The sequence below is a fragment of the Streptomyces sp. 11x1 genome, assembly GCF_032598905.1.
Lineage (GTDB): Bacteria > Actinomycetota > Actinomycetes > Streptomycetales > Streptomycetaceae > Streptomyces.
Genome location: NZ_CP122458.1, coordinates 4,271,946 through 4,295,111 on the forward strand (window position 1 = coordinate 4,271,946; position 23,166 = coordinate 4,295,111).

24 protein-coding genes and 1 pseudogene are annotated in these 23,166 nt (G+C 70.9%); 9 read left to right on the forward strand and 16 right to left on the reverse strand.

The features are described 5' to 3' along the window. Window position 1: 1 nt before the first annotated feature. From P8T65_RS18570 to P8T65_RS18585, 4 genes are all read left to right on the forward strand, one after another. Complete coding sequence (locus P8T65_RS18570; RefSeq protein ID WP_316726415.1) at window positions 2-529, forward strand: nucleoside deaminase; 528 nt, start codon at window positions 2-4, stop codon at window positions 527-529. Then, the gene (locus P8T65_RS18575; RefSeq protein WP_316726416.1) at window positions 513-1,490 is read left to right on the forward strand and encodes a 2-oxoglutarate and iron-dependent oxygenase domain-containing protein; all 978 of its coding nucleotides are present in this window, start codon (window positions 513-515) and stop codon (window positions 1,488-1,490) included. The genes P8T65_RS18570 and P8T65_RS18575 overlap by 17 nt, the downstream gene beginning before the upstream one ends. Window positions 1,491-1,625: 135 nt before the next feature. Beyond that, complete coding sequence (locus P8T65_RS18580) at window positions 1,626-2,420, forward strand: hypothetical protein (protein WP_316726417.1); 795 nt, start codon at window positions 1,626-1,628, stop codon at window positions 2,418-2,420. After that, window positions 2,413-2,799 (forward strand): GntR family transcriptional regulator, encoded by a 387-nt coding sequence (locus tag P8T65_RS18585; RefSeq protein WP_316726418.1) that lies wholly within the window; start codon window positions 2,413-2,415, stop codon window positions 2,797-2,799. Before P8T65_RS18580 ends, P8T65_RS18585 begins: the two co-directional genes overlap by 8 nt. Here the strand turns inward: P8T65_RS18585 and P8T65_RS18590 are convergent, their stop codons facing one another. The 3 genes from P8T65_RS18590 to P8T65_RS18600 form a co-directional block, all read right to left on the reverse strand. Beyond that, window positions 2,800-2,925 carry a hypothetical protein gene (locus tag P8T65_RS18590; RefSeq protein WP_316726419.1) on the reverse strand — a complete coding sequence of 42 codons (126 nt, stop codon included), beginning with the start codon at window positions 2,923-2,925 and terminating at the stop codon, window positions 2,800-2,802. It lies immediately after the preceding gene. Between the two features lie 141 nt (window positions 2,926-3,066). Continuing rightward, entirely contained in the window at window positions 3,067-3,423 is a 357-nt protein-coding gene (locus P8T65_RS18595; protein ID WP_316726420.1) for a hypothetical protein, read from the reverse strand. 74 nt (window positions 3,424-3,497) lie between these two features. Continuing rightward, window positions 3,498-3,707, reverse strand: coding sequence for a hypothetical protein (locus P8T65_RS18600; protein ID WP_033532768.1), 210 nt, complete (start codon window positions 3,705-3,707; stop codon window positions 3,498-3,500). A gap of 120 nt (window positions 3,708-3,827) precedes the next feature. Between P8T65_RS18600 and P8T65_RS18605 the strand changes: the two are divergent. The 3 genes and pseudogenes from P8T65_RS18605 to P8T65_RS18615 all read left to right on the forward strand — a co-directional run. After that, window positions 3,828-4,574 (forward strand): annotated as a pseudogene (locus tag P8T65_RS18605) (Scr1 family TA system antitoxin-like transcriptional regulator); the annotation flags it as partial. A gap of 85 nt (window positions 4,575-4,659) precedes the next feature. Then, a complete protein-coding gene (locus P8T65_RS18610) occupies window positions 4,660-4,917 on the forward strand; it encodes a DUF397 domain-containing protein (protein WP_316726421.1) in 258 nt (85 codons plus the stop codon). Window positions 4,918-4,990: 73 nt separating this feature from the next. Next, window positions 4,991-6,892 carry a hypothetical protein gene (locus P8T65_RS18615; RefSeq protein ID WP_316726422.1) on the forward strand — a complete coding sequence of 634 codons (1,902 nt, stop codon included), beginning with the start codon at window positions 4,991-4,993 and terminating at the stop codon, window positions 6,890-6,892. Between the two features lie 386 nt (window positions 6,893-7,278). On the opposite strand, the gene P8T65_RS18620 is transcribed toward P8T65_RS18615, so the two are convergent. The 6 genes from P8T65_RS18620 to P8T65_RS18645 are packed head-to-tail and all read right to left on the reverse strand — an operon-like array spanning window position 7,279 to window position 12,568. Next, window positions 7,279-7,785 carry a MarR family transcriptional regulator gene (locus P8T65_RS18620; RefSeq protein WP_316726423.1) on the reverse strand — a complete coding sequence of 169 codons (507 nt, stop codon included), beginning with the start codon at window positions 7,783-7,785 and terminating at the stop codon, window positions 7,279-7,281. Between the two features lie 54 nt (window positions 7,786-7,839). Beyond that, window positions 7,840-8,859, reverse strand: a complete 1,020-nt coding sequence (locus P8T65_RS18625; RefSeq protein WP_316726424.1) for a branched-chain amino acid ABC transporter permease — start codon at window positions 8,857-8,859, stop codon at window positions 7,840-7,842. Next, window positions 8,856-9,728: a branched-chain amino acid ABC transporter permease gene (locus tag P8T65_RS18630; protein ID WP_316726425.1), complete on the reverse strand. Its 873-nt coding sequence runs from the start codon at window positions 9,726-9,728 to the stop codon at window positions 8,856-8,858. The genes P8T65_RS18625 and P8T65_RS18630 overlap by 4 nt, the downstream gene beginning before the upstream one ends. Then, the gene (locus P8T65_RS18635; protein ID WP_316726426.1) at window positions 9,725-10,480 is read right to left on the reverse strand and encodes an ABC transporter ATP-binding protein; all 756 of its coding nucleotides are present in this window, start codon (window positions 10,478-10,480) and stop codon (window positions 9,725-9,727) included. The genes P8T65_RS18630 and P8T65_RS18635 overlap by 4 nt, the downstream gene beginning before the upstream one ends. Next, entirely contained in the window at window positions 10,477-11,247 is a 771-nt protein-coding gene (locus tag P8T65_RS18640) for an ABC transporter ATP-binding protein (RefSeq protein WP_316726427.1), read from the reverse strand. Before P8T65_RS18640 ends, P8T65_RS18635 begins: the two co-directional genes overlap by 4 nt. Window positions 11,248-11,251: 4 nt before the next feature. Then, a complete protein-coding gene (locus P8T65_RS18645; protein WP_316726428.1) occupies window positions 11,252-12,568 on the reverse strand; it encodes an ABC transporter substrate-binding protein in 1,317 nt (438 codons plus the stop codon). Between P8T65_RS18645 and P8T65_RS18650 the strand changes: the two genes are divergently transcribed. Continuing rightward, window positions 12,567-12,785: a hypothetical protein gene (locus P8T65_RS18650; protein ID WP_316726429.1), complete on the forward strand. Its 219-nt coding sequence runs from the start codon at window positions 12,567-12,569 to the stop codon at window positions 12,783-12,785. The genes P8T65_RS18645 and P8T65_RS18650 overlap by 2 nt on opposite strands. A gap of 864 nt (window positions 12,786-13,649) precedes the next feature. Here the strand turns inward: P8T65_RS18650 and ccsB are convergent. From ccsB to hemL, 7 genes are all read right to left on the reverse strand, one after another. Next, window positions 13,650-14,771: a c-type cytochrome biogenesis protein CcsB gene (gene ccsB / locus P8T65_RS18655; protein ID WP_316726430.1), complete on the reverse strand. Its 1,122-nt coding sequence runs from the start codon at window positions 14,769-14,771 to the stop codon at window positions 13,650-13,652. Next, entirely contained in the window at window positions 14,768-16,750 is a 1,983-nt protein-coding gene (locus tag P8T65_RS18660; protein ID WP_316726431.1) for a cytochrome c biogenesis protein ResB, read from the reverse strand. The genes ccsB and P8T65_RS18660 overlap by 4 nt, the downstream gene beginning before the upstream one ends. 4 nt (window positions 16,751-16,754) lie before the next feature. Next, window positions 16,755-17,534, reverse strand: coding sequence for a cytochrome c biogenesis protein CcdA (locus P8T65_RS18665; protein WP_316726432.1), 780 nt, complete (start codon window positions 17,532-17,534; stop codon window positions 16,755-16,757). 4 nt (window positions 17,535-17,538) lie between these two features. Further along, entirely contained in the window at window positions 17,539-18,138 is a 600-nt protein-coding gene (locus tag P8T65_RS18670) for a TlpA disulfide reductase family protein (protein ID WP_316726433.1), read from the reverse strand. A gap of 65 nt (window positions 18,139-18,203) precedes the next feature. Next, window positions 18,204-19,472: a hypothetical protein gene (locus tag P8T65_RS18675; protein ID WP_316726434.1), complete on the reverse strand. Its 1,269-nt coding sequence runs from the start codon at window positions 19,470-19,472 to the stop codon at window positions 18,204-18,206. Between the two features lie 191 nt (window positions 19,473-19,663). Continuing rightward, on the reverse strand, window positions 19,664-20,338 hold the full coding sequence (locus P8T65_RS18680) for a histidine phosphatase family protein (protein ID WP_316726435.1): 675 nt from the start codon (window positions 20,336-20,338) through the stop codon (window positions 19,664-19,666). Continuing rightward, the gene (gene hemL, locus P8T65_RS18685; RefSeq protein ID WP_184904913.1) at window positions 20,335-21,654 is read right to left on the reverse strand and encodes a glutamate-1-semialdehyde 2,1-aminomutase; all 1,320 of its coding nucleotides are present in this window, start codon (window positions 21,652-21,654) and stop codon (window positions 20,335-20,337) included. Before hemL ends, P8T65_RS18680 begins: the two co-directional genes overlap by 4 nt. A 1,060-nt stretch (window positions 21,655-22,714) precedes the next feature. Here hemL and P8T65_RS18690 point away from each other — a divergent pair. Next, entirely contained in the window at window positions 22,715-23,152 is a 438-nt protein-coding gene (locus tag P8T65_RS18690; protein WP_003974483.1) for a hypothetical protein, read from the forward strand. Window positions 23,153-23,166: the final 14 nt, after the last annotated feature.

Below are 23,166 nucleotides of genomic sequence, written 5' to 3' on the forward strand. Positions count from 1 at the left end.
CATGGACCAGGACAAGGACCGGGACCAAGGTCAAGGCCAGGTACGCGCGTGGCTCGCCACCGCCGTCGAGGAGGCGCGGGCTGGGCTGGCCGAGGGTGGCATCCCGATCGGGGCCGCGCTCTACGGACCGGACGGCCGCCTGCTCGGGCGCGGGCACAACCGCCGCGTCCAGGACGGCGATCCGTCCACGCACGCCGAGACGGCGGCGTTCCGCGCGGCGGGGCGGCAGAGGACGTACCGCGGTACGACGATGGTGACGACGCTCTCGCCCTGCTGGTACTGCTCCGGCCTGGTGCGGCAGTTCGGGATCTCGCGGGTGGTGGTCGGCGAGGCCACCACCTTCCATGGCGGCCACGACTGGCTCGCCGAGCACGGCGTGGAGGTCCTGGTGCTGGACGACCCGGAGTGCGTGGCCCTGATGCGGGACTTCATCGAGCACCACCCGGCTCTATGGAACGAGGACATCGGTGACGCGAGTGACGCCAAAGACATCATCGAAGCCGGAGACATCAGTGACGCCGGGCGTTAGGCCACCCCGGGTCCCCACCATCGATCTGCACCCCTGGCTCGGCGGCGGCCCCGAGGACCGCGCCAGGATCGCCCGGACCGTGGACGAGGCGCTCCAGAGCGCCGGTTTCCTGCTCGTCACCGGCCACGGGGTCGACCCGGCGCTCCGGACGCGTGTCCGGGAGGCCGCCCGGAGATTCTTCGTCCTGCCCGTCGAGGCCAAGCAGGCGTACGAGGTGAAGGTCGGCGGGCGCGGCTGGCTGGGGCCCGGCGCCGAGGCGAACGGGTACGCCGAGGGTACGGAGACCCCGCCGGACCTCAAGGAGTCGCTGACGTTCGCGACGCACGAGCCGTTCGACGACCCGGCCGTGAACGCGGAGTGGTACGCGCCGAACGTGTGGCCGGCGGAGGTGCCGGAGCTGCGGGCGCTCTGCGAGGAGTACCTGGCGCGGATGGGCGAGTTGGAGAACCTGCTGCTCTCGCTCCTCGGGGAGGCGCTCGGGCTGGAGCCGGACTTCTTCTCCCGCCACATGAGCCACCCCACCTACGGCTTCAACATCAACTGGTACCCGGGCACGGACGTCATCGGCGACCCCGTGCCGGGCCAGTTCCGGATCGGCCCGCACACCGACTTCGGCACGGTGACCATCCTCGACCGGCAGGCCGGCAAGGGCGGGCTCCAGGTGTACACGGACGAGGGCGGCTGGGAGGACGCCCCGTACGACCCGGACGCCCTCACCATCAACATCGGTGATCTGATGGCCCGTTGGACCGGTGACCGCTGGCGTTCCGGGCGCCACCGCGTCCTGCCGCCCCCGGCCGACGAGCCGTCCGAGGAGCTGATGTCGCTGGTCTACTTCGGTGAGTGCACGCCCGGCACGATCGTGGAGTCCGTACCGGCGCCGGTCGGACGGGTGGCGTATCCGCCGGTGGACTCGCACGTGTACCTGCGGGCGCAACTGGACTCGATCACCGTCGACTGACCGCCCCTGGGGAACCCGTACGCCCCGCATCCCGTCTTCCCCCGCGTCACCTTGTATCGAGTGTTTGACACAAGATCCCACCCACGGCATCTTGTACTCACCGCTTGATACAAGATGATCCGGGGGGATCTCTCCATGCTCGACACCGCCCCGCTCCAGGACCGGCTCCTCGACCACGCCGACCACTACGCCCGCTGGTCCGGCCTGGCCGTCGGCCTGGTCGTCGCGCAGGCGCTGTCCACACTCGGGCACATCGAGTTCGAGCAGCGCGTGGTGTTCTGCCTCACGGCCTTCGGCCTGTGCGCGGTGGCCGGTGTCCTCCTCGCCGACGCCCTGACCCTGCGCCCCCAGGAGGCCGTACGCACCGCGAGTCTCGCCCCGCGCCTGGTCAGAGACCATGTGCCACCGCGCATGGGTCCGCTGATCGCCCTCCAGGGCGTCTCCCTCGTCGTCCTGCTCATGATCACGGCCGCCACGGCGTCCAAGGACGGCGACCGGATGCTCATCACCGGCAAGGTCGTCGACATCACCTGCAACGGGATGCGCGCCACCCTCGGCCCGTGGCCCGGCCTGTACTACAGCCTCCCGATGTTCGGCGCGCTCGCCATAGCCACCCCCACCTGCGTCTGGGCCTTGCGTCACATCGCGCACGGGCCGGGCGAGGAACAGCAGCGCCTCGACCGCGCGTGGGCGGTCACCGGGGCCTGGGGCCTGCTGGTGTCGAGCCAGCAGCTGTACGCCGTCCTGATGATCTCCGTCGCGCTGACGGAGACCGGCTGCGCCGGCACGCTGGGCGCGATCACCTTCTGGGTCTTCTACCCCCTGGCCCTGCTGAACCTCTTCACCGTCGTCTGGTCCCTGGTCACCGTGGTCGCGCCCCGCGCGGTCGAGAACGAGCACGCCGAGGACGGGGCACCCGACGATGAGTGACCCCGCCGTCCGCGTCGACACCACCAGCCAGGTCCCGCCGTACGAGCAGATCCGGGCGCAGCTCGCCGCGCTGATCGTCACCGGCCGCCTGGCCGAGGGCGAACGGCTGCCGACCGTGCGCCAGTTGGCCACGGATCTCGGTCTGGCGCCGGGCACCGTAGCCCGCGCCTACCGCGAGCTGGAGGCCGCCGAGCTGATCCGCACCCGCCGTGGCGCGGGCACCCGCGTGGCGGCGCCCCGGACCGGACCGACCCGCCCGCACGCCCACCAACTCGCCACCCTGGCCCGCGACTTCACCGCCTCCGCCCGCGCCCTGGGCGCCGACACCGAAGCCATCCTGACCGCCGTCCGCGAGGCCCTGGGCCCGGACCGGCCCTGACTAGAGCCGTGCTCTCCTGAAGGTGACGCCGAGGACTCCGCCCACGCCGCTGCCGAGCGCCACCCCCATCGCCAGGTTGTCGAAGACCGCCACTCCCAGCGCGATCCCGACGGCGATGCCGAACAACGCGCCCACGGTAAGCCCGACAGCGATGGACGGCGTCCCGTCGCCCGAGCCACTCCCAGAACCCTCGCCAACCTCGTCGTTCGCCACGCGATCATTCTGTCGATCCGGTCGAATCGAGGGCAAGGGCCGATACGGCCACCCTCACGAGGGCACCTCCTCCAGCGGCTCCAGCACCGAGTAGTCGCCGAAGCTCCGGCGATAGCGCAGGTGCCGCGTCTCCTGCGTGTGCCTGCGCTGCCACTCCTCCACGTCCGCCGGGTCACCGCGCACGCCCGACTCCGCGCCGCACTCCGTCTCGTCGCCCGACACACACCGCGCCTCGTACTCCGGTTCCGCCGTCGTGTCCTGTGCGATGACGTAGGGCACGTAGCGGAAGACACGGCGGCTACGGGGGCGGGGGGCAGCGGCGTGCTCCCGTCGCTGATGGTGACGGAGCAGCACGTTCGCGTCCGTCTCCGCGCTCCGGTCGTACCGGGCCCGCGCCTCGTCCCGCCGCACGGCCAGCTCCGCGCACGCCGCACATCCGTTCACCGGAACGGGGGGCGGACCCAAGGGCTCAAGTTGACGCAACGTCACACCCTCCTCTTCGTACGGCGGTTGGCGGCCCTGACCTGCGCCCCGAGCCGCTCCGCCGGTGTCGCCGGCCGCAGCGTCGCCGGATCCGCCTCCCACTCCCGGCCGCCGCCCACCGGACGCAGCATCGCGTACGGCCCGACCCTGTCCCGGTACTCCCCCACGCGCCGCGTCCGCGGATCGTAGACAAGCTGCCCCTCTGGTTCCACGCACACTCCACAGCCCTGTTCGTCACTCTGGGTGTATCCAGCGTCGCCCACGGGAACGGTCGATATCAACGCGGGACGTGTGGCACTGGACCATTGCCACACGCGGTACGAGGGGGCGGCATGACGAGGCGGAACGCGGACGGGGCCGTCGGGGCCGGGAGTTCGGTGCTGTTCGGCGAGGTGCTGCGGCACTACCGCGAGGGCGCGCTGCTGACCCAGGAGGCGCTGGCGCGGCAGATCCCGTGCGACCGCTCCCAGGTGGCGAAGATCGAGGCGGGCACGAGGGTCCCGAGCGACCAGTTCGCGAAGCGGTGCGACGACGTGCTGTGCACGGGTGGGGTGTTGGCCCGGATGTGGGCCAAGGTGGACTGGTATCCGCAGGTGGAGCACCCGGATTGGTTCAAGCGCCGGGCCGAGATGGACACTCAGGTCGTTGATCTGCGGGCCTACCACGAGCGAGTCGTCCCGGGCCTGTTGCAGACCGTGGACTACATGGAGGCGCTGTTCAGCCGCCGCCGCAGGAGTGCCGAGGAGGTGGAGGAGCGAGTACGAGCGCGGCTGAGTCGACAGCAACGCTTCCTGGAGCCCGACGGCCCGTTTTACGCCGTGGTGCTCGACGAGAGCTGTCTGCGCAACCTCGTCGGCAGCCCATCGGTCATGCGGGGCCAGTGCGCGCATCTGCTGAGCGTCGCCGAGCGGGCCAACATCCACATCCAGGTCGCCCCGGCCGCCCTTCCCGGGCTCATCCGCCCCAGCGGCTCGATGTCGCTGATCACGCTGCCGGACGGGCACAAGTGGGTCTACTCAGAGACCCTGGATCGCGGCTACTTCAGCGACGATCCGGCCGTCTTCGTACGACATAGCCAGACCTATGATGTGCTCAGGGCCGACGCTCCGTCAGCTCGCGAGTCCGTCGCGCTGATCAGCGATGTGATGGAGGGGTACGGGGATCATGGACAAGTACCAGCTGAACACGGCGACCTGGACCAAGAGCAGCTACAGCGACGACAACGGCGGCGACTGTGTCGAAGTGGCGACCTGGATCAAGAGCAGCCACAGCGGCGAGGACGGCGGCAACTGCATCGAAATCGCCCCCGATATCCCCGCCGTCGTCCCCGTTCGTGACAGCAAGAACCCCGACGGCCCCATCCTGGTCATCAACCGTCCCGCCTGGCTCTCCTTCATAGCCGCCGTTCGGTCGGAGTCGTAAGCGAACGGGCAGGGATCGTCGTACTCCGAAGCAACTGCCCCTCTCCCCACAGCTGTTGATAACACCAGCAGCTATGACTACGGCAACCATCCAGCCCCACGCCCTCCTCGACATACCCAAGGCGTTCCGCCCCCCGGAGGGCCCCCCGTTCGTGGTGCTGGCGGGAGCCCGTGGGCTCGGCAGGAGCACGGTGCTGCGGGAGCTGTGCGCGGCCTACCGGGGACGCAGCCCCGTCGCGTTGATCGACGGGGAGGAGACCCGGTTCGACCGACCTCCCCCGGGCCGGCCCCCGGCGTCGTGGTCACCGGCGTACGAGGCGCTGACCGTGGTCGCCGAGCAGCTGGCGGAGCCGCTGGGCGGGGCGGGGCGGATCACGTTCCCCCGGCTGGCGTGCGGGCTGCTCGCCGTCGCGGCCGGGGGGTGGGGGGATCGCGGGCTGTCGCGGGTCTGCGCGGAGGCGGAGCGGGTCCTGCTGCTGAGCGACACGGGTGGCTGGCTGGCGGGGCGGTGGGTGGGGAGGACCGTGGCCCGGCTGGTGTCGTCGCTGTCGGACCAGGGTCCGGTGGTCGAGGCGATCGTCGAGACCGCGCTGGAGGCGTTCAGCGAGGGGATGTCGTCCTCGCACCGGCGGCTGCGCCGGGGGGCCGTCTGGTACCGCGACCATCCGCACGCGGCCGGGAACCCCAAGCTGGGCATGGTCCTGCTCTCCCGGCACTTCCACGCGGGCGGCGACGCCCGGACCCACGCCGAGCACCATCTCGTACGGGCGCTGCTGGCGGACCTCGACGACGCGTACGCGGGGGTCGCGGGGGTCGTACCGCGCCCGCAGCGAGGCGGGCGGCCGGTGGTGCTGCTGGACAACGTGCAGGAGGCGGCGGGGCGGCGGCTGATGGAATCCGTGCTGCGGGCGCGGGCGGACGGCCGGGCGGACCAGGTGGCGTTCTTCGCGGGGCTGCGGGGGCAGGGCCACCCCGCCCTGCGGAACGCGGCCCGCCGCACGCTCGCGGAGGCCACCCGGGGGACCGACTGGACGCCGGGTGGTACGCCGTCGTCGCACGCGCTGCTGGTGTCGCTGCCGCCGTTCTCCCCCGACGACACCCGGCAGGCAGTGGAGGCGGCCTGTCCCGGGCAGTCGGTCCCGCCCGCTCTCCCCTTCGCCGTCCACCGGCTGACCGGCGGCAATCCCCTCGGCACGGCACTGCTCGCCGCGTCGGCCGGCCGGAACCTCGCCCGGGGGCTCGGCACACCGGCCGATCTGCTGCTGGCGGAGGACACCGGACGCCGCGCCTACGAGACCGTGTTGGACCGTCTCCTCCCGGACGAGGACCACCTCGACGAGCTGGCCGTCCTCTCCCTCGCCCACGACCACGCCTCGGCGGTCGTCCTGGCCGAGTCCCAACTGCCGGTCGGCTTCGGCGAGTCGGGCGTACGGGCCCTGTCGAGCCGGTTGGCGGCGCAGGGTCACGCCCCCGCCCCGGACCACTTCGTGAGCGACCCCTTCCTCCGGGCCCTGCTCCTGCTGCACCTGCGCCACGGACACACCGCCGGCTCGGGCCGCCCGGCCTGGCGGGAGGCCCACCGCGCCCTGGCGGCCCACTACGGCGGCGCCCACCCCCTGCACCGCGCGCACCACGAACTCGCCCTCGGCAACGCGGACTTCGCGGTGTCCCATCTCCGGGAGACCCTCCCCGCGCTGGACCTCCGCGAGTGGCTCGCGGCTCTGACCTTCATCACGTCGGCCCCGCACCACTCCTCCGACGACCACCGCGCGGCCATCGCCGTCGGCCGCACGGACGCGTCCCACCGCCCACCACCGGGCACGGACCCGGGCCTCCACCTCTGTGTACGCCGCGCACTCCACGCGACCTGGTACGAGGCGGACCCCCTGACCCCACCGGCCCCCGAGGTGACCGCCCGTCTCCAAAGGGACCTGGGCCGCCTCGGCCCCGGCGCCTCACACCCCTGGGCGAGGTGAGGCGCCCGTCGAGAAGGGCCCGCACCCCGTCCACCGGCGGTTTCCGGGGATCGTCGCCCCCTGTGATCGGATCCGGTCGGCGATGCGGATGCGGTCGGCTTCCCGCAGGCACCGGGACGCACCGGACGGCGGCAGCACCGGTCTGGCCTGTGCTGCCGCCTTCCGGCGGCCGGAGGGGTTCCGGCCATTGCGCCGTCGCTTTCCCGGGCGGAGGTCGATGCCGACGGCCTCGGCCTCCTCTCTGTCACCGACGCCTCGCCGCACGAGCCGGACGTATTCCTCAGCCCCTCCGGACGGAAGGAGCGTCTGACCTCCAGCGCAGGCCGTGCCCCGGCAGGAACGGGAAGCGGGCCGGGCCGGGCGGTAGCCCGCTGGTCCTCCGGCCGTCAGCCGTGGTGCCACCCCGTCAAGGAGGCGAGCCCGTCCTCCAGGCCCTGACGGAACGCGGACCGCCGCGTCTCCGGCATGTCGAGAAGCAGCTGGTCCTCCAGCTTCTGCACCGCCGGCGCGCACGCCCTCAGCAGTTCCTCCCCCTCCCAGGTCAGCCGGGCCTCCATGATCCGCCGGTTTCCCGGGGCATGGGCACGCTCGATCAGCCCGCGCTCCTCCAGCGCGCGCACCATCTCGTGCATCGTCTGGGGCCTGACGAAGGAGCGGCGGGCCAACTGGGCGGAGGAGAGCCCGCCTCGGTGCCGCAGCACGGTCAGGGCCGTGTACTGGAACGTGGTGAGCCCGTACGGCCGCAGGGCCTCGTCCATGAACGAGCGGATGGCCAGTTCGAGTTGCTTGACGAGATAGATCGTCAGCGGGCCCTTGTGGCCTCCGGAGTCCGGAGCGGGATCCGTATCCGGCCCCGGAGCCGACGCCGGGTCCCGATCGGCTGCCTCCGCCATCGTTCGCACCTCACGGTCTGTCGTCGGGGAGGTCGGGCGAGACCGTCGCCCAGGTCAGACGGCCGGTGTCTTCACCCGATAGCCGACAGGTAGGAGTTCAAGGTCATGTCGGCGAGCCACGGTACCCCACAGCCCATGGGGCATCCACAGCGTCATCCCGATGGCCAGGGCACCGAGCCCGATCAGGTACCAGGTGCCTCCGGTGTCGCCGAACCAGTCCTGCACCAGGAAGAACACGATCGCCCCGATGATCGGTCCCTCGAAGGTACCGAGGCCGCCGATGACCACCATGAAGATCATGTACGCGGACCAGTGGACCCCGAAGATGGAGTCCGGCTGCACCCGCAGGGTGTTGGCGAGGGTGAGTCCGCCGGCTGCCGCGCCGCCCACTGCCGCCAGGACGAAGACCAGCCGTTTCGCCGAGGTGACCCGTACCCCGACGGAGGCCGCGCCCACCGGGTCGTCGCGGATCGCCTCCAGCGAAGCTCCCAGCCTGCTGCGCAGCAGCACGAACACGGCCAGCAGCAGCACACTCATCAGAGCCAGGGCGAGCCAGTACACCTGGGCCTGCCGCACCGCCGGATCGGTGGCCGACAGATCGGTGAGCGAGCGCCCGGAACCGCCGCCCAGCGAAGGCGTGTTCACCACGACCAGCCGGAAGAACTCCGCGATCGCCCACATGCCGATGGCGAACTGCCCGCCGGTGAGCCGGAACGCGAGCAGCGAGGTGGGCACGGCGACGGCACCCGCGAGCAGGGCCGACAGGACGACCGCGAGGAAGGGGCTGACGCCTCGGTCGACGAAGAGGAAGACTCCGTACGCGCCGAGGCCGATGAAGCCCTGCTGGCCGACGGAGACCAGGCCGGCGTAGCCCGCCAGCGCGTTCCACATGGCCGCGACGATGACGAGGACGAACAGGGTCGTCAGCTTCGCGGTCGCCTCGGGCGTGAAGACGAAGGGGGCGAACGCCAGCGCGAGCAGCAGGGCGGACAGGGCACCGGACGCCGTACGGGAGACGGGGGTCCACCGGTGGATGGTGGCGGTGGCGGTGGGCACCGGTGGTGCGGTGGTCATGTACGGCTCCTTCTCATGCCGAGCAGTCCCTGCGGACGGAAGGCCAGGACCGCGAGGAACACCACGTGTCCGGCCACGATGGAGAAGCGCGGATCCACCTGCGCTCCGACGGTCTGGGCGACGCCGAGGACCATGCCCCCCACGAGCGTCCCCCACAGCGAACCGAGCCCTCCGATCACGACGACCTCGAAGGCGAACAGCAGCTGGGTCGGCCCCATGGCCGGGCTGAAGGACGACCGCATCGCGAAGAACGCCCCCGCCAGACCCGCGGTGGCGACGGCGATCGCGGCGGCCCAGGCGTACACCCGGCGGCTGTCGATCCCGACCAACTCGGCGGTGTCCGCGTCGGCGGCGGTGGCGCGGATCGCCCGGCCGATGCCCGTACGGGCGAGCAGCAGCTGCAGCCCGCCGAGCAGCGCGACCGCCACCGCCACAGTCAGCACACCGAGGTACGGGATGCTCACCGACGGCCCGAGCTGGAGACCGGACGTGGACAGCGAACCGACGTCCAGGGAGCGGGAGTCGGCGCTGAAGATCTCCAGCAGCACGTTCTGCAGCACGATGGCGAGACCGAAGGTGGCCAGCATCGACGACATCTCGCCGGTGCGCACCGCCTTGCTGAGGATGCCCCGCTGCAACGCCACTCCGACCAGGCCCATCACGGGCAGGACCAGCAGGACCGCGAAGAACGGGCTGATGCCGACGGCGGCGGCCAGCACCGCGACGAGGAACGCGCCGAGGACCGCGAGGTCGCCGTGGCTCAGGTTGACGGTCCGCATCACGCCGAACATCAGGGAGAGGCCGCAGGCGAAGAGCGCGTAGACGCCGCCGAGCATGACGCCCTGCACGATGGCGTTGATCCAGTTCATGCCGGCTCCTCCTGCGCGGTTGCGGACATGGTGCGGTCCGGGGCCGCCGCCCGGCCGAGTCCGAAGTACGCCTCGACCACCTGGTCGCGGGTGACGTCGTCGGCGGGTTCGTCCAGGACGACGCGGCCTTCGAGCATGCACAGCACGCGCCGGGCCACCCCCAGGGCGCGGCCGAGGTCCTGCTCCACCAGCAGTACCGTCGTACCGCCGGACAGGATCTCGCCGAGCGAGTCGTAGAGGGTGTCGACCACGATGGGCGCGAGGCCGAGGGAGACCTCGTCGAGCATCAGCAGCCGGGGGTTGGTCATCAGCGCCCTGCCGATGGCCACGGCCTGCTGCTCGCCGCCCGACAGGTTGCCGGCGCGCCGCTTCAGCAGCCCGTCGAGCAGCGGAAAGGCGGCCACGACGGCTGTCAGGTCCCACGGTCCGGGGCGCCGCACCCGGGACGCGACCAGCAGGTTCTCCTCCACGGTGAGGTCGGCGAAGAGCCGCCGCCCCTCCGGGACCAGCGCGATCCCGGCCGCGACACGGTCGTGGGCCCGCCGGGCCGTCACGTCCTCACCCGCCAGGCCGATACGGCCCTCAGCCGGCCGGTGTGCTCCGGCGACGGCCCGCATCAGGGTGGACTTTCCGGCACCGTTGGCCCCGACCACCGCCACGACCTCGCCCTCCTCCACGGCGAAGGAGACGTCGCGGACGGCACGCAACAGACCGTGCCGTACTTCCAGATTCTCGACAGACAGCAGACTCATGCCGCGCTCCCGAGATAGGCCTCGACGACCCGGGGATCGGACATGACGGCGCCCGGTTCACCCTCGGCCAGGACCCGGCCCTGCGCCAGACAGACCAGCCGGTCGATCACCCTCAGCAGCGCATGGATGACGTGCTCGATCCAGACGATGGCGATGCCGTCGGCGCGCAACTGCACGATGGTGGCGATCAGTTCGTCCGTCTCGGCGTCGGTGAGACCGCCCGCGATCTCGTCCAGCAGCAGCACCTGCGGATCGGTCGCCAGCGCCCGTGCCATCTCCAGCCGCTTGCGCTCCAGCAGGGTGAGCGCGGCCGCGGGCCGGTTGGCCTGGCCGAGCATGCCGCAGCGCTCGAGTACGCCGAACGCGTGCCGCTCTGCGGCCCGGCGCCGGTGCGAGCCACCCTGCACCGACGCGACCAGCACGTTCTCGTAGGCCGTCATGCCGGTGAAGGGGCGCGGCACCTGATGGGAGCGCCCGATGCCGCTGCGACAGCGGCGGTCGACCTTCCAGCGGGTCACGTCCTGCCCCTGGAAAGTGACGCGGCCCTCGGAGGGGGACTGGGCCCCGGAGAGGATGTCGAGCAGGGTCGTCTTTCCGGCGCCGTTCGGGCCGACGATGCCCAGGGCCTCGCCGGGGGCGAGGGTGATGTCGATGCCTTCGAGGACGACCAGGTTGCCGAAGCGTCGGTGAATGCCGTTCGCGGCGAGCACCGGCGCGGCCGGGGCGGCCGCCGAGGCGGCCTCCCCCGTCCCCACGGTGTCGGTCACCGGCTCAGCGGAGGGGCTCAAGTTCGCCTCCGAGCGGGATGTCGCGGAAGGCGCCGTTGTCGACGATGACCGGCTCGACGGCGAACTTGCTGCCCCCCGTGGCCTTGCGCCACTGCGCCATGACCAGCGGCTCCGTGGACACGTTCTTCACCGGCCCGGATGTGAAGTCCAGCGGCCCGGCGACGGTCGTGAGCCTGGCGTTGCCGAGGGCGGCCGCCAGCTCCTTCCGGTCCTTGGGGTCGGAGGTCGCCTTCAGCGCGTGCACCGCGATCTCGAAGAGCGCCATGTTGGACCCGATGACCTGGTTCCACTGCTTCCCCGTCGACTTCTCGTAGTCGTCGGCCAGTTGCCCGGCGGTCTGGTCGGTGAGGGTGGAGGTGAACGGGAACTTCGGCGACCACCAGAAGCCGGCGGTGAGGCCGTGCCCGAGCGAGCCGAGTGCCTCGATCTGGGAGGGGAGGAGACCGGTCTTGGCGATGGACGCGATGCGCGGCCGGTAGCCCTGCTGCCGGGCCTGCTTCCAGAAGGTGGCGAAGTCGGGCGGCAGCGGGAAGGTGTTGAAGATCTCCGCGTCCGCCTTCTTGAACGCGGCGATCTGCGCCGAGTAGTCGTTCGTCCCGTCCTCGTACGCCCCGGGGTCGACGATCCTGAACCCGCTCTTCTTCAGCTGGGGCCCGAGCCCCTCCCGGATCGCCTTGCCGTCGGGGTCGTTGGGCCACATGACGCCGACCCGCCGGTTGGTCTCCACCCCGCCCTTCGTCCACAGGGAGACGTACGCGGCATGGATCTCCGCGACGCCTATGAAGAAGTGGTAGGTGTACGTGAACGGCTTCTCGGGGGTGGCGCCGCGGCCGAAATACCATGCCTCCCACGGCACGGCGGTCGACAGACACGGGACCTTGGCCGCCTCGCACGCGTCGGCGACGGGGTTGACCGTCTCCGGCGTGGAGGTGACGAGCATCAGGTCGATCTTCTCGCTGTTGATCAGGTCGGTCGCGACCTGTGCGGCGGTCTGCGGATTCGACTGACTGTCGCGGTCGACGATCTCGACCGAGTACTTCTTGCCACCGATCTTCAGTCCTCCCTCGAAGGTGGCCCGCATCTTCTTCAGCAGATACGCGTTCGGCTCGCCGAAGCCCGCGGCCGGTCCCGTGCTGGGTGAGACATAGCCGATCCGGAGCACCGCGTCGGTCTGCGCCGAGGACTCCTTGATGCCACCGCAGGCGGTCAGCAGACCGCCTGCGGTGAACAGCCCCGCGGCACCGGCTGTTCCCCGGAGAACGGATCTTCGGGACAAATTGCCGTTCGCGGGTGTGCTCATGGGTGCGCTCATGAATGCCTCCGGGCACGTCGAGGGAGCGGAAGTGAGGGTGGTGAAGCTGCCAGGGAAGACGGAACGGGCGACTGAAGCCGCCGGGGGGAAGCCCACAACAGAGAGCGGTGGCGAGTTCCTTCGCGTCCCGGTAGGGCCGGGCGACGAGCCCGATATCAGGAACCCTGATGATGACCACGATGATGCACACGCCGACGCCGGATGACAAGGGTGTTGCCGAGACGTGTCGGAACCACCCTTCGGGGCTCCACGCCCCGGCGCCCCGGAGGGGGAGAGGTTGCCCCAGCGGCCTTGACGGGGCCGCGCGACAGGCGTCATTGTTTCTCAGGATTCCTGATGTATCAGCGTGGTGGACGCGCTCGACGCACGCCTCGGGCGCTCCACCCCCTGTCCCACCTGCCCGCACGCGCAGCCACGTCCACCTTCACTACACCCGCGCCCACACCCCCGTCCGCAGACGCCGGGGCCGTGGTCTCACGGCTGCGACCGGCGCGCCGCCCTGGCCACCCGGTAAGGGGGAGGTGCGAGCGCTGAACGCCCGCGCATGTGGACGGCCTCGCCGGGCGCGCCACTCCGCACAGGCCGGAGGCAGTCCACCGATGACCGAGGCCGCGTCGAAGGCCGAGGCGGGATCGGGGCCGAGCATCTCGCCCACCTCCGCCGAGCACACGGTGCCGGGCCCCAGCGTCCTCTCGGTGACCGGCAACGGTGCGCGCACGGTCTCGCCTGCATCACCCCGCGCCGCCGGCGGGATCGTGGCAGCCCCGCCGCAGCGTTCGCCGGGAATCCGAACGGACGAGCGGGTGATCGCGGCGGAGCTTCGCGTCCACACGGCCTTCCCAGGATCACCGTTACCAGGTCAGGTCGCGGATCCGTGCCTCCTCCTTTGTGAGGGCGGACCCGTCTGTGAGGGCGGGACCCGTCACACCGCACGCGGTCCGGCCCGTCCGCCGCGTTGCCGACCCTGTTCACGAGACGGGTGCGCGCCGAACACTGCGGCCATCTCCTGACAGGTCAGCGAGGTCCTTGACCGAGCCGGGCCGGTCCACGAACGCCCGGAGGATGCGCGTCAGGAACGGACGGAGTGCAGCACCGCCAGGCCGACGTCCGCGTAGGAGTGCTTGCCGCTGACGAAGATGTTGACGCCGTAGTAGTTGAACAGCCAGCAGGCGAAGGCCGCGAGCGCGATGTACGCGGCCTTGCGGCCCTTCCAGCCGGCGGTGGCGCGGGCGTGCAGGTAGGTGGCGTAGAAGACCCAGGTGATGAACGACCAGGTCTCCTTGGGGTCCCAGCCCCAGTAGCGGCCCCACGCGTCGCCCGCCCAGATGGCGCCCGCGATGATCGTGAACGTCCACAGCGGGAAGACGGCCGCGTTGACGCGGTACGAGAACTTGTCGAGCGAGGCCGAGGCCGGCAGCCGCTCCATGACCGAGGTCGCGAACCGGCCCGGCCGGCCGCCGCTCGCGAGCTTGCTCTCGTAGGAGTCCTTGAACAGGTACAGGATCGTGCCGACCGCCCCGACGTAGAACACGGCGCCGCAGAAGATCGCCGTCGAGACGTGGATGTACAGCCAGTACGAGTGCAGGGCGGGAACCAACTGGTCGCTGGCGGTGTACAAGACAGTGACGGCGAGACCGAGATCGAGGAGGACGGTCGTGATGAGCGGCAGCCCGAGCCAGCGGACGTTCTTCTTCAGCGCGAGCAGCGAGAGGTACACCCCGACGGCCACCGTGGAGAAGGTGATGTTGAACTCGTACATGTTGCCCCACGGCGCCCGCTGCACCGAGAGGGCCCGCGTGAGCACCCCGCCGAACTCCACGAGGAAGGCCACCACCGTGAGGGACACGGCGATACGGCCGTAGAGGTCGCCCTGCTCGTCCCCGCCGTGGGCGCCGGGCCCGTCCGGCACGTCCCGGGAGCCGGTGGCGGCCCGCACGACCACCTTCGGCCGCTCCAGCACGGAGGTCCCGCCGGTCGTCTTCACCGTCACCGCGGGCGCGTCCGCCTTCTTCGCGGCGGCACCGCCCTCGGCGGTCAGCGCGGCGGCCGTACGGCCCACCTTGCTGCGGCTGCCGAAGAGCCATTCGGCGATGTAGGCGAAGAAGGCCAGGGTGTACACGGCCATCGCGGAGTAGATCAGCGTGTTGCTGATGCTCGCGAGGTTTTCGTTGGTGGCGGCGGCGAGAATCACTGCTCGGCCCCTTCGGAGGGTACGGCTGGAGGTTGGGGGGAGGGGGACTTCGGGCCCGCACTCTCTGCGGGCAGTCGTGCCGCTGGGGCGGCACGGGTGGGCGCCGCGGCACCCGGCAAGCGCCGGTCAGCGTCCTCGGCACCGGCGGGCGGCTCACCGTCGGAACCAGGCTCAGCGACAGTCGGAGCCTCGTCATGGACGACCGCGGCCAAGTCACCCAACTCCTCCGGCACCTTCGCCGACTCACTGCGCCCGAGGCCCGCCATCTCCACGACGGTGACGCCGTCGGGGCCGGTCACCGCCCGCACCCACACCCGGCGGCGCTGGACGAAGAGGGACGCGGCGAGGCCGAGGATGGCGGCGATCGCTCCGGCGAGCGCCCACCCGCTGCCGGGCTGCTGGGTGACCTGGAAGCCGGCCCACTCCTTCACCCCGTCGAAGGTGACCGTGCCGTTCCCCCCGGGCAGCGTCATCGTCTCGCCGACCTTCAGGTTCTCCCGCACCTGCGCGCCCTTGTCGTCCTCGTACGCCTTGAGCTTCCGCTTCTCCAGGCGGTACACGCTCTGCGGCACACCCGAGTCGACCCCGAGGTCACCGTGGTAGGGCTCCAGGTTGAGCACGGGGTTCAGCAGCGCGGGGAACTGCGAGAGCACGGCCGTGTTCTCGCCGCCGTACGTCGGCAGGAAGAACGCCTGGAAGCCGAGCTGTTCCCGCTTGCCCTGGGCGTTGGTGTAGCCGTCCATGACCTTGATCGCGCCGGAGGAGGTCACGTTGGAGTCCAGCGGCAGCAGCGGCGCGGCGTCGCTGAAGACGACCTGGCCCTTGCCGTCCCGCACGGTGATCACGGGGGCGTATCCATGGCTGACCAGGTAGACCTTGGAGTCGCCGATCTCCAGCGGCTTGTTGACCTCGATCTTGGTCGACTTCTCCTTGCCGTCCGCGCCGACCGCGTAGTCGATGTACGCCTCGTAGATCCGGGGGGTGCCCTTGTTCGGCCCGCTCACCTCGTAGGTGCCCCGGAAGTCCTTGAGGTCGAAGCTGAAGGGGTTGAGGTCCTCGGCGGTGAAGAGGCTGCCGGACTTGAAGTCGTCGTACTGCGTGAGCGTGTTGGCGAAGCCGTCGCCCTCGACGATCAGCTTGTTGCCCTCGGAGCGGTAGAGCTGGCCCCAGGCGAAGGCGACGAGCATCACGATCAGGGCGATGTGGAAGGCGAGGTTGCCCGCCTCCCGCAGATAGCCCTTCTCGGCGGCGACCGCGTCGCCGACGAGGTGCGCGCGGAACCGGCGCTTGCGCAGCACCTTCAGCGCCACCTCGCGCACCTGCTCCGGCTCGGCCCGCGTGCGCCAGGTCGCGTAGGCGGGCAGCCGGGTCAGCCTCTTGGGGGCGCCCGGCGGGCGGCCGCGCAGCTGGCCCACGAACTGCCAGGTGCGGGGCACGATGCAGCCGATGAGCGAGATGAACAGCAGGATGTAGATCGCCGAGAACCACACCGAGCTGTAGACGTGGAACAGGCCGAGCTTCTCGTAGACCGGCCCCAGGGTGTCGTGCCGCTCCATGAAGTCGGCGACCCGGGTCGCGTCCTGTCCCGACTGCGGGATCAGCGAGCCGGGGATCGCCGCGAGCGACAGCATGAACAGCAGGATCAGCGCGACCCGCATCGACGTCAGCTGCCGCCAGAACCAGCGGGCCCACCCGATCGCCCCCAGCGCGGGCAGGTTCGGCGCGTCCTCCTGCGGAGCAGTGGACAGCTGCGAGCCGGCGGCACCGAGGTCGTTGTCGTCGAGGGACGCGGAGGCGCGATCGGCGGCGGGGGCCGAAGCGACGGGCCGGTCGGCGGCGGTGGATCCGTCTTCCCGGGACGGCCGGGCCCGGTCCGTGGACCGCGCCGCGTCGGCCGGGCTGGCCTCGCCGTCGCCGGTGCGCCCGGTGCTGTTCTTCCGCTCGCTGGAGGTCTCGCGGCCGGAGTCGGTCGTCGTCATTGGCTCAGATCCCAGGGGTGAAGCCGGAGGACCAGACCTGCATCTCCTGAATGATGCGGTCCCAGGCGCCGGTCAGCATGAGCAGTCCGATCGTGATCATCATGCCGCCGCCGATGCGCAGCACCCACGCGTAGTGCCGCTTGACCCAGGCGAAGGCGCCGAGCGCCTTGCGGAAGGCCACCGCGGCGAGCACGAAGGGCAGGCCCAGCCCCAGACAGTACGCCACCATCAGCAGCGCTCCCCGCCCGGCGCTGGCCTGTTCGAGGGCGAGCGCGTTGACCGAGGCGAGGGTCGGGCCGATGCAGGGCACCCAGCCGATGCCGAAGAGCGCGCCCAGTATCGGGGCGCCCACGAGCCCGGTGGCCGGCTTGGTGTGGAAGCGGAACTCGCGCTGGGTGAACCAGGGCATCAGCCCCATGAAGAACAGGCCCATGGCGATCATCAGCGCGCCGAGCACCTTGGTGAGCACGTCCTGGTGCTCCAGCAGGGTTCGGCCGAAGTAGCCGAAGAGCGCGCCGCTGGAGACGAACACGATGGTGAACCCGAGCACGAACAGCCCGGCACCGGCCACCATCCGGCCGCGGCGGGCGTCGACCAGGTCGGTGCCGCCGACTCCGGTGACGTACGACAGATAGCCGGGCACCAGCGGCAGGACGCAGGGGGAGAAGAAGGAGACGAGTCCGCCGAGGACGGCGATCGGCAGGGCCAGCAGCAGGGCCCCGTTGAAGACGGTCTCGTTCAGCTCGGCGGCGGTCGTGGTGAGCACGGCCGTTCCCGACACCATCACGTCACTTCTCCGCGAGGATCGGGTCGAGCATCTTGCGCAGCTTCTCCTCGCTCAGCGCCTGCTGGGTGCGCGCCGCGAGCTTCCCCTCCCGGTCGACGACCAGGGTGGAGGGGATCAGCTGCGGGTTGAGCGAGCCCTTCTCGAAGCGCAGCAGCAGCTTGCCCGTGGGGTCGTACAGGCTCGGGTACTCGACCTTGTACTGCTTCTCGAAGGCGATCGCGGGCCGGGTGCTGGTGTCGCGGGTGTTGATGCCGACGAACTGCACGCCCCGGTCCGCGAGGTCCTCGGAGACCTTGGCCAGGTTGGGGGCCTCGGCGCGGCAGGGCGCGCACCAGGAGCCCCATACGTTCAGGACAATGATCTTGCCCTGGTAGGCGGAGAGGTCGAGCTGCTTGCCGTCGATGGTCTTCCCGGAGAGGTCGGGCGCGGTGTCCCGGTCCCCCTTCTTCACCGTGGCGATCCCGTCGGTTCCGGTGATGAAGCCGGTCTGACCGCCACCGCCCTCGATGCCCCCGCCCGCGCAGGCGGACAGCGTCAGCGCCAGGGCGGCGGCCCCGGCTGAGAGCAAAGCGGCACGACTGCGGCTCGTACGGACACTCATGTGAAAAGTTTCGCATGCCCGTTTCGGGGGCTTACCGCGGGGTCGGCGGCCCCTTTCTCCGCAGGTCAGGCTGTCGAACCGGCTCCCAGGAACTCCTTCCACCCACCGGTCGGCTCCTGCCCCACGCCGAGGGTCTGGAGCTTGGCGAGGACGTCCGGGGTCTGCGCGTCCATCCAGTCCACGAACTGCCGGAAGGACACGATCCGTATCTCGCCGTCCTTGGCCTTCTCCTTGGCCCGCGCGATGTGCTTGAGGGCCTCCTCGACGGCGTCCATGTAGACCCCGCCGTTCCACTCCTCGAAGTGGTTCCCTATGAACAGCGGCGCCCGGTTCGTCTCGTACGCCCGCTGGAACCCGGCGACGTACGCGCCGGTGGCCTGGGTGCGGTAGGCCGGGTAGTTGGCGGGTGGGGCCTGGGTGGAGTTCTGGGACTGGTTGTACATGATGTTGTAGTCCATGGAGAGCACCTCGAAGCTCCGCCCGGGGAACGGCACGGACTGCAGGGGCAGGTCCCACAGCCCCTGCTTCTTCTTCGGCCAGACCTGGAGGCCGCCGGGCGAGGAGGAGTCGTAGCGCCAGCCCAGCTCGCGCGCGGTGGGCAGCAGGTTCTCCTGCCCCAGCAGACACGGCGTCCGGCCGCCGACCAGCTCCTTGTCGTAGTCGAACGGCAGGGGCTCGACGTCCGTCCAGCCGCTGTTGGTCCGCCACTCCTTGACGAAGGACTTCGCCTGCTCGATCTCGCTGCGCCACTGCTTCGGCGTCCAGTTGCCGACCGAGCCGCTGCCGCCGCAGAAATGGCCGTTGAAATGGGTGCCTATCTCGTGCCCGTCGAGCCACGCCGTACGCAGGTGTCCCAGCGTCGACTTGATGTGCTCGTCCGTCAGATAACCGATGTCGGAGGCGCCGGGCGCGTTGTTCGGCGGAAGGTAGACACGCTTCTTCGATTCCGGCAGGAGATAGATCCCGGAGAGGAAGAACGTCATATGGGCGTCGTGGTCCCGCCCGGCTTTCAGGAACCGCTCGAAAAGCCCGTTCCCGACGTCGCCGGCCCCGTCCCAGGAGAACACCACGAACTGCGGCGGCGTCTCGCCGGGCGCCAGCGGCCGCGGCTTCCCCGGCTGGTTCGGCTGCTTGCCGGTGTACGAGGTCGACCCGTCACCCAGCGGCTTCGCCGTCTTCCCCGGCTTCTTCTTCCCCGAGCCCTTGCCGCCGTCACCGGCCCCGCCGGCCTCGCTCGGCTTGCCCCCGAACCCCGTACCGCACCCCGTCAGACCCAGTCCGGCGACCGCTCCCGCGCCGACACCGAGCATCCCCCTCCGCGACATCTCGCGCATTGCATCCCCCTTGGCCAGTTCACGCACCAGTTCACGTGAAGCACACCGTCTGAGAGGGCGGAGAGGACGCGGCGGTTCCTTTTGATCTCCGGGAAACTCAGACGCCTTTAGGGGCGCGGGGAACTGCGCGAGCAACCACGACGGACCCGCAGTTCCCCGACAACCTCAAACACGGCTGTTCGGCGGAGCGCTCACGCGCCAAAGGCCTTGTCTTTTCCCTTGACCGGCTTCGCGCCCGCCAGCAGATGCGGCGGCACCAGATCCCGCGCGGGCTCGCTGTACCCCACGGAAACGATCCTGTCGCCCTGGTACGTGAACGTGGTCAGCGACGCGAGCGTGCACTGCCGCCGGCGCGGATCGTGCCACAGCCGCCGCTTCTCGACGTACGACCGCACGATCCAGATCGGCAGCTGGTGCGAGACCAGCACGGCCTCGTGCCCGCGCGCCGCGTCCTTCGCCGCGTCGAGCGCCCCCATCATCCGCACGACCTGGTCGACGTACGGCTCGCCCCACGACGGCTTGAACGGGTTAACCAGGTGCTTCCAGTTCTCCGGCCGCTTCAGCGCGCCGTCGCCGACCCCGAAGGTCTTGCCCTGGAAGACGTTGTCCGCCTCGATGAGCCGCCCGTCGGTGGCGAGGTCGAGCCCGTGCGCCTTGGCGATCGGCGTCGCCGTCTCCTGCGCCCGCTCCAGCGGGGAGGCGACGACGTGCGTGACGTCCCGGGGCGCCAGGTGCTCGGCGACCCGGTCGGCCATGCGCCGCCCGAGGTCGGAGAGGTGGTACCCGTCCAGGCGCCCGTAAAGGATCCCCTCCGGGTTGGCGACCTCGCCGTGCCGCATCAGGTGGACGACCGTGATGTCACTCATGCTGCCGAAGCCTCCGCTGCTGCCCGCGCCGCCGCCGGAAGGGCGTCGGCGATCCGCTGAACCGCCCGCTCGTCGTGCGCGGTCGACACGAACCACGACTCGAACGACGACGGCGGCAAGTAGACGCCCTGCGACAGCATCGAGTGGAAGAAGGCGTTGAAGCGGTACGACTCCTGCGCCTTGGCCTCCTCGTAGTTCCGCACGGGCGTCTCCGTGAAGAACACGGAGAACATGTTGGAGGCGTTCTGCAGCGTGTGCGCGACGCCCTCCTTGCTGAGCGCGTCCGTGACGAGCCCCTGGATCTGCCGGGACACGGCGTCGACGACGTCGTACGCCGCCTCGTCCAGCAGCCGCAGCTGCGCGAGCCCGGCGGCCGTCGCGACCGGGTTCCCGGAGAGCGTGCCGGCCTGATAGACGGGCCCGGCGGGCGCGAGGCGGGCCATCACGTCGGCGCGACCGCCGAAGGCCGCGGCGGGGAAGCCGCCGCCCATCACCTTGCCGAAGGTCATCAGGTCCGGGACGACCCCGTCGATGCCGAACCACCCGGCCCGGCTGGTCCGGAAGCCGGTCATCACCTCGTCGGACACGTACAGCGCGCCGTTCTCCGCGCAGACGTCCTTGAGGCCCTGGTTGAAGCCCGGCAGCGGCGGGACGACGCCCATGTTGCCCGGAGAGGCCTCGGTGATCACACAGGCGATCTCACCGGGGTGGGCGGCGAAGGCGGCGCGCACGGCGTCGAGGTCGTTGTAGGGCAGCACGATCGTGTCGCCGGCCTGGGCACCGGTGACGCCCGGGGTGTCGGGGAGCGCGAAGGTGGCGAGGCCGGACCCGGCGGCGGCGAGCAGCGAGTCGACGTGACCGTGGTAACACCCGGCGAACTTCACCACCTTGGCGCGGCCGGTGAAACCGCGGGCGAGCCGGATCGCCGACATGGTGGCCTCGGTACCGCTGGACACCAGCCGCACCTGCTCCAGCGGCCCGACCCGGTCGACCATCTCCTCGGCCAGCGCGACCTCGCCCTCGCCAGGCGTACCGAAGGAGGTGCCGCGCGCGACGGCCTCCTGGACGGCGGCGACGACCTCGGGCCGGGAGTGCCCGAGGATCATCGGACCCCACGAGCACACAAGATCTACATACTCCCGACCGTCGGCGTCGGTGAGATAGGGACCGGTACCGGACACCATGAACCGGGGCGTACCGCCCACGGCGCGGAAGGCGCGCACGGGAGAGTTCACGCCGCCGGGCGTGACGGCCGCCGCGCGCTCGAAGAGAGTCTGCGAAACTGGGGCTTCGTACGGATAGCTCACACAGGCCATGGTGTCAGAGGCTCCGAAGATCCTGCCGACTGGTGTTTGCGCGCACGTTTCGGCGAGCGGTCGCGGGGGAGGTCACTGACACGATGATCGGGTTGCGCGGCGGGGGTCACGCGGCCCAGAAATGCGTTCGGGTGGAGATATGCATCGCGGTGGCGGACTGGGCGAGGGGACCGGTGACCTCGGTCCTCGTCGTGCCCGGCGGGGCAGGCACCGGCGCGAGGCGGAGGAGGCCGCGGAGACACGGCAGGAGCGGGGCGGGTCGACCGACCGCAGCGCGCCGGGCGAGGTGAGCGGGGCGGCCGGGCCGGGCCCGCAGTCGTCGTCGCCGGGGCCGCAGAGCGGTCCGCCGGCCCGGCCGGTGGGACCGCCGACGCCGCCCGTGCCGCCCCTTCCCTCGGTACCGCCGCCGCCCGTGGGGTCGCCGGGGTCACAGCCCCCGTACACACCGCAGGGGCAGCCGGGCGTGTACGGTCCGCAGGGTGCACACGGCACACACGACCCACTCGATCCGCGCGCCGCGCGTGACGCACGCGGTTTGCAGGACCAGCGGCAGGACCAGCGGCCGGAGGCTCCGCCGGCTTCGCCGCGCTCGCGTCGCCGACGCGGTGCGCAGGGCGATACCGACCGTTCCCAGGCCGGCACCGGGCAGACCGGCACCGGGGGGATTCCGACCGGTTCCGACCGGGGCGAGGGTGGAACCGACCGCTCCGCGCAGGGACCCGACCGGTCCACAGGCGGACTCGGCCGTGCCGAGGGCACTTCCGACCGGATCCAGGGCGGTGGCGCTGAGCGGATCGGGCGGCGCAGCCGTATGGACGGTATGGACCGTATGGATCGCGCCGATCATGTGGATCGTGTCAATCGTGTGGACGGAATGGATCAGACGGACCGGATGGACCGGCCTGACCTGGTGGATCGCAGGACGCGTGCGGAACGCAGGAGCCGCGCGGACCGCAAGGACCGTATGGACCGCATCGAGAGCGCGGACCGCACGGACCGGGTGGACGGCCTGGACCACGTGGTGGGCCGGCTCCGGGCGGGGAGCGGGAATGGTGGCCGGGTGGGGGTGACCTACAAATACTTCGGCGCGCCCGACGGCGCGACCGCGGCCCGTGTCCCGATCTCGATGCGCCCCGAGGAACTCGGCGGCGACGAACTCGGCATGAACGGCATGTTCACCAAGATCAAGCCGGAGACGATGGCCGCGATGGTGCTGACCGGCATCGAAGGCGTCCCCCTCCACAAGGTGCCCCCGCTCGAACTGGTCGTCCTGCACCCCGACTACGCGGTCGTGAAGCTCCCCATGACCGTCGTCGACCCGCTGCGCGGCATCGGCGAGGAGGCGGTCGGCGCTGCCGCGTTCATCTGGTCGACGGTCCCGGACCGCGGCGGCCCGCGTGACGCGTTCAACGTCTACCAACTGCTGCACGAGTGGCAGGACTTCTCGCATCGGCTGCACGAGGCGGGGCATCAGCCTTATTGCCTGGTGTGGCCCTGACCTGGGGTTCTTGG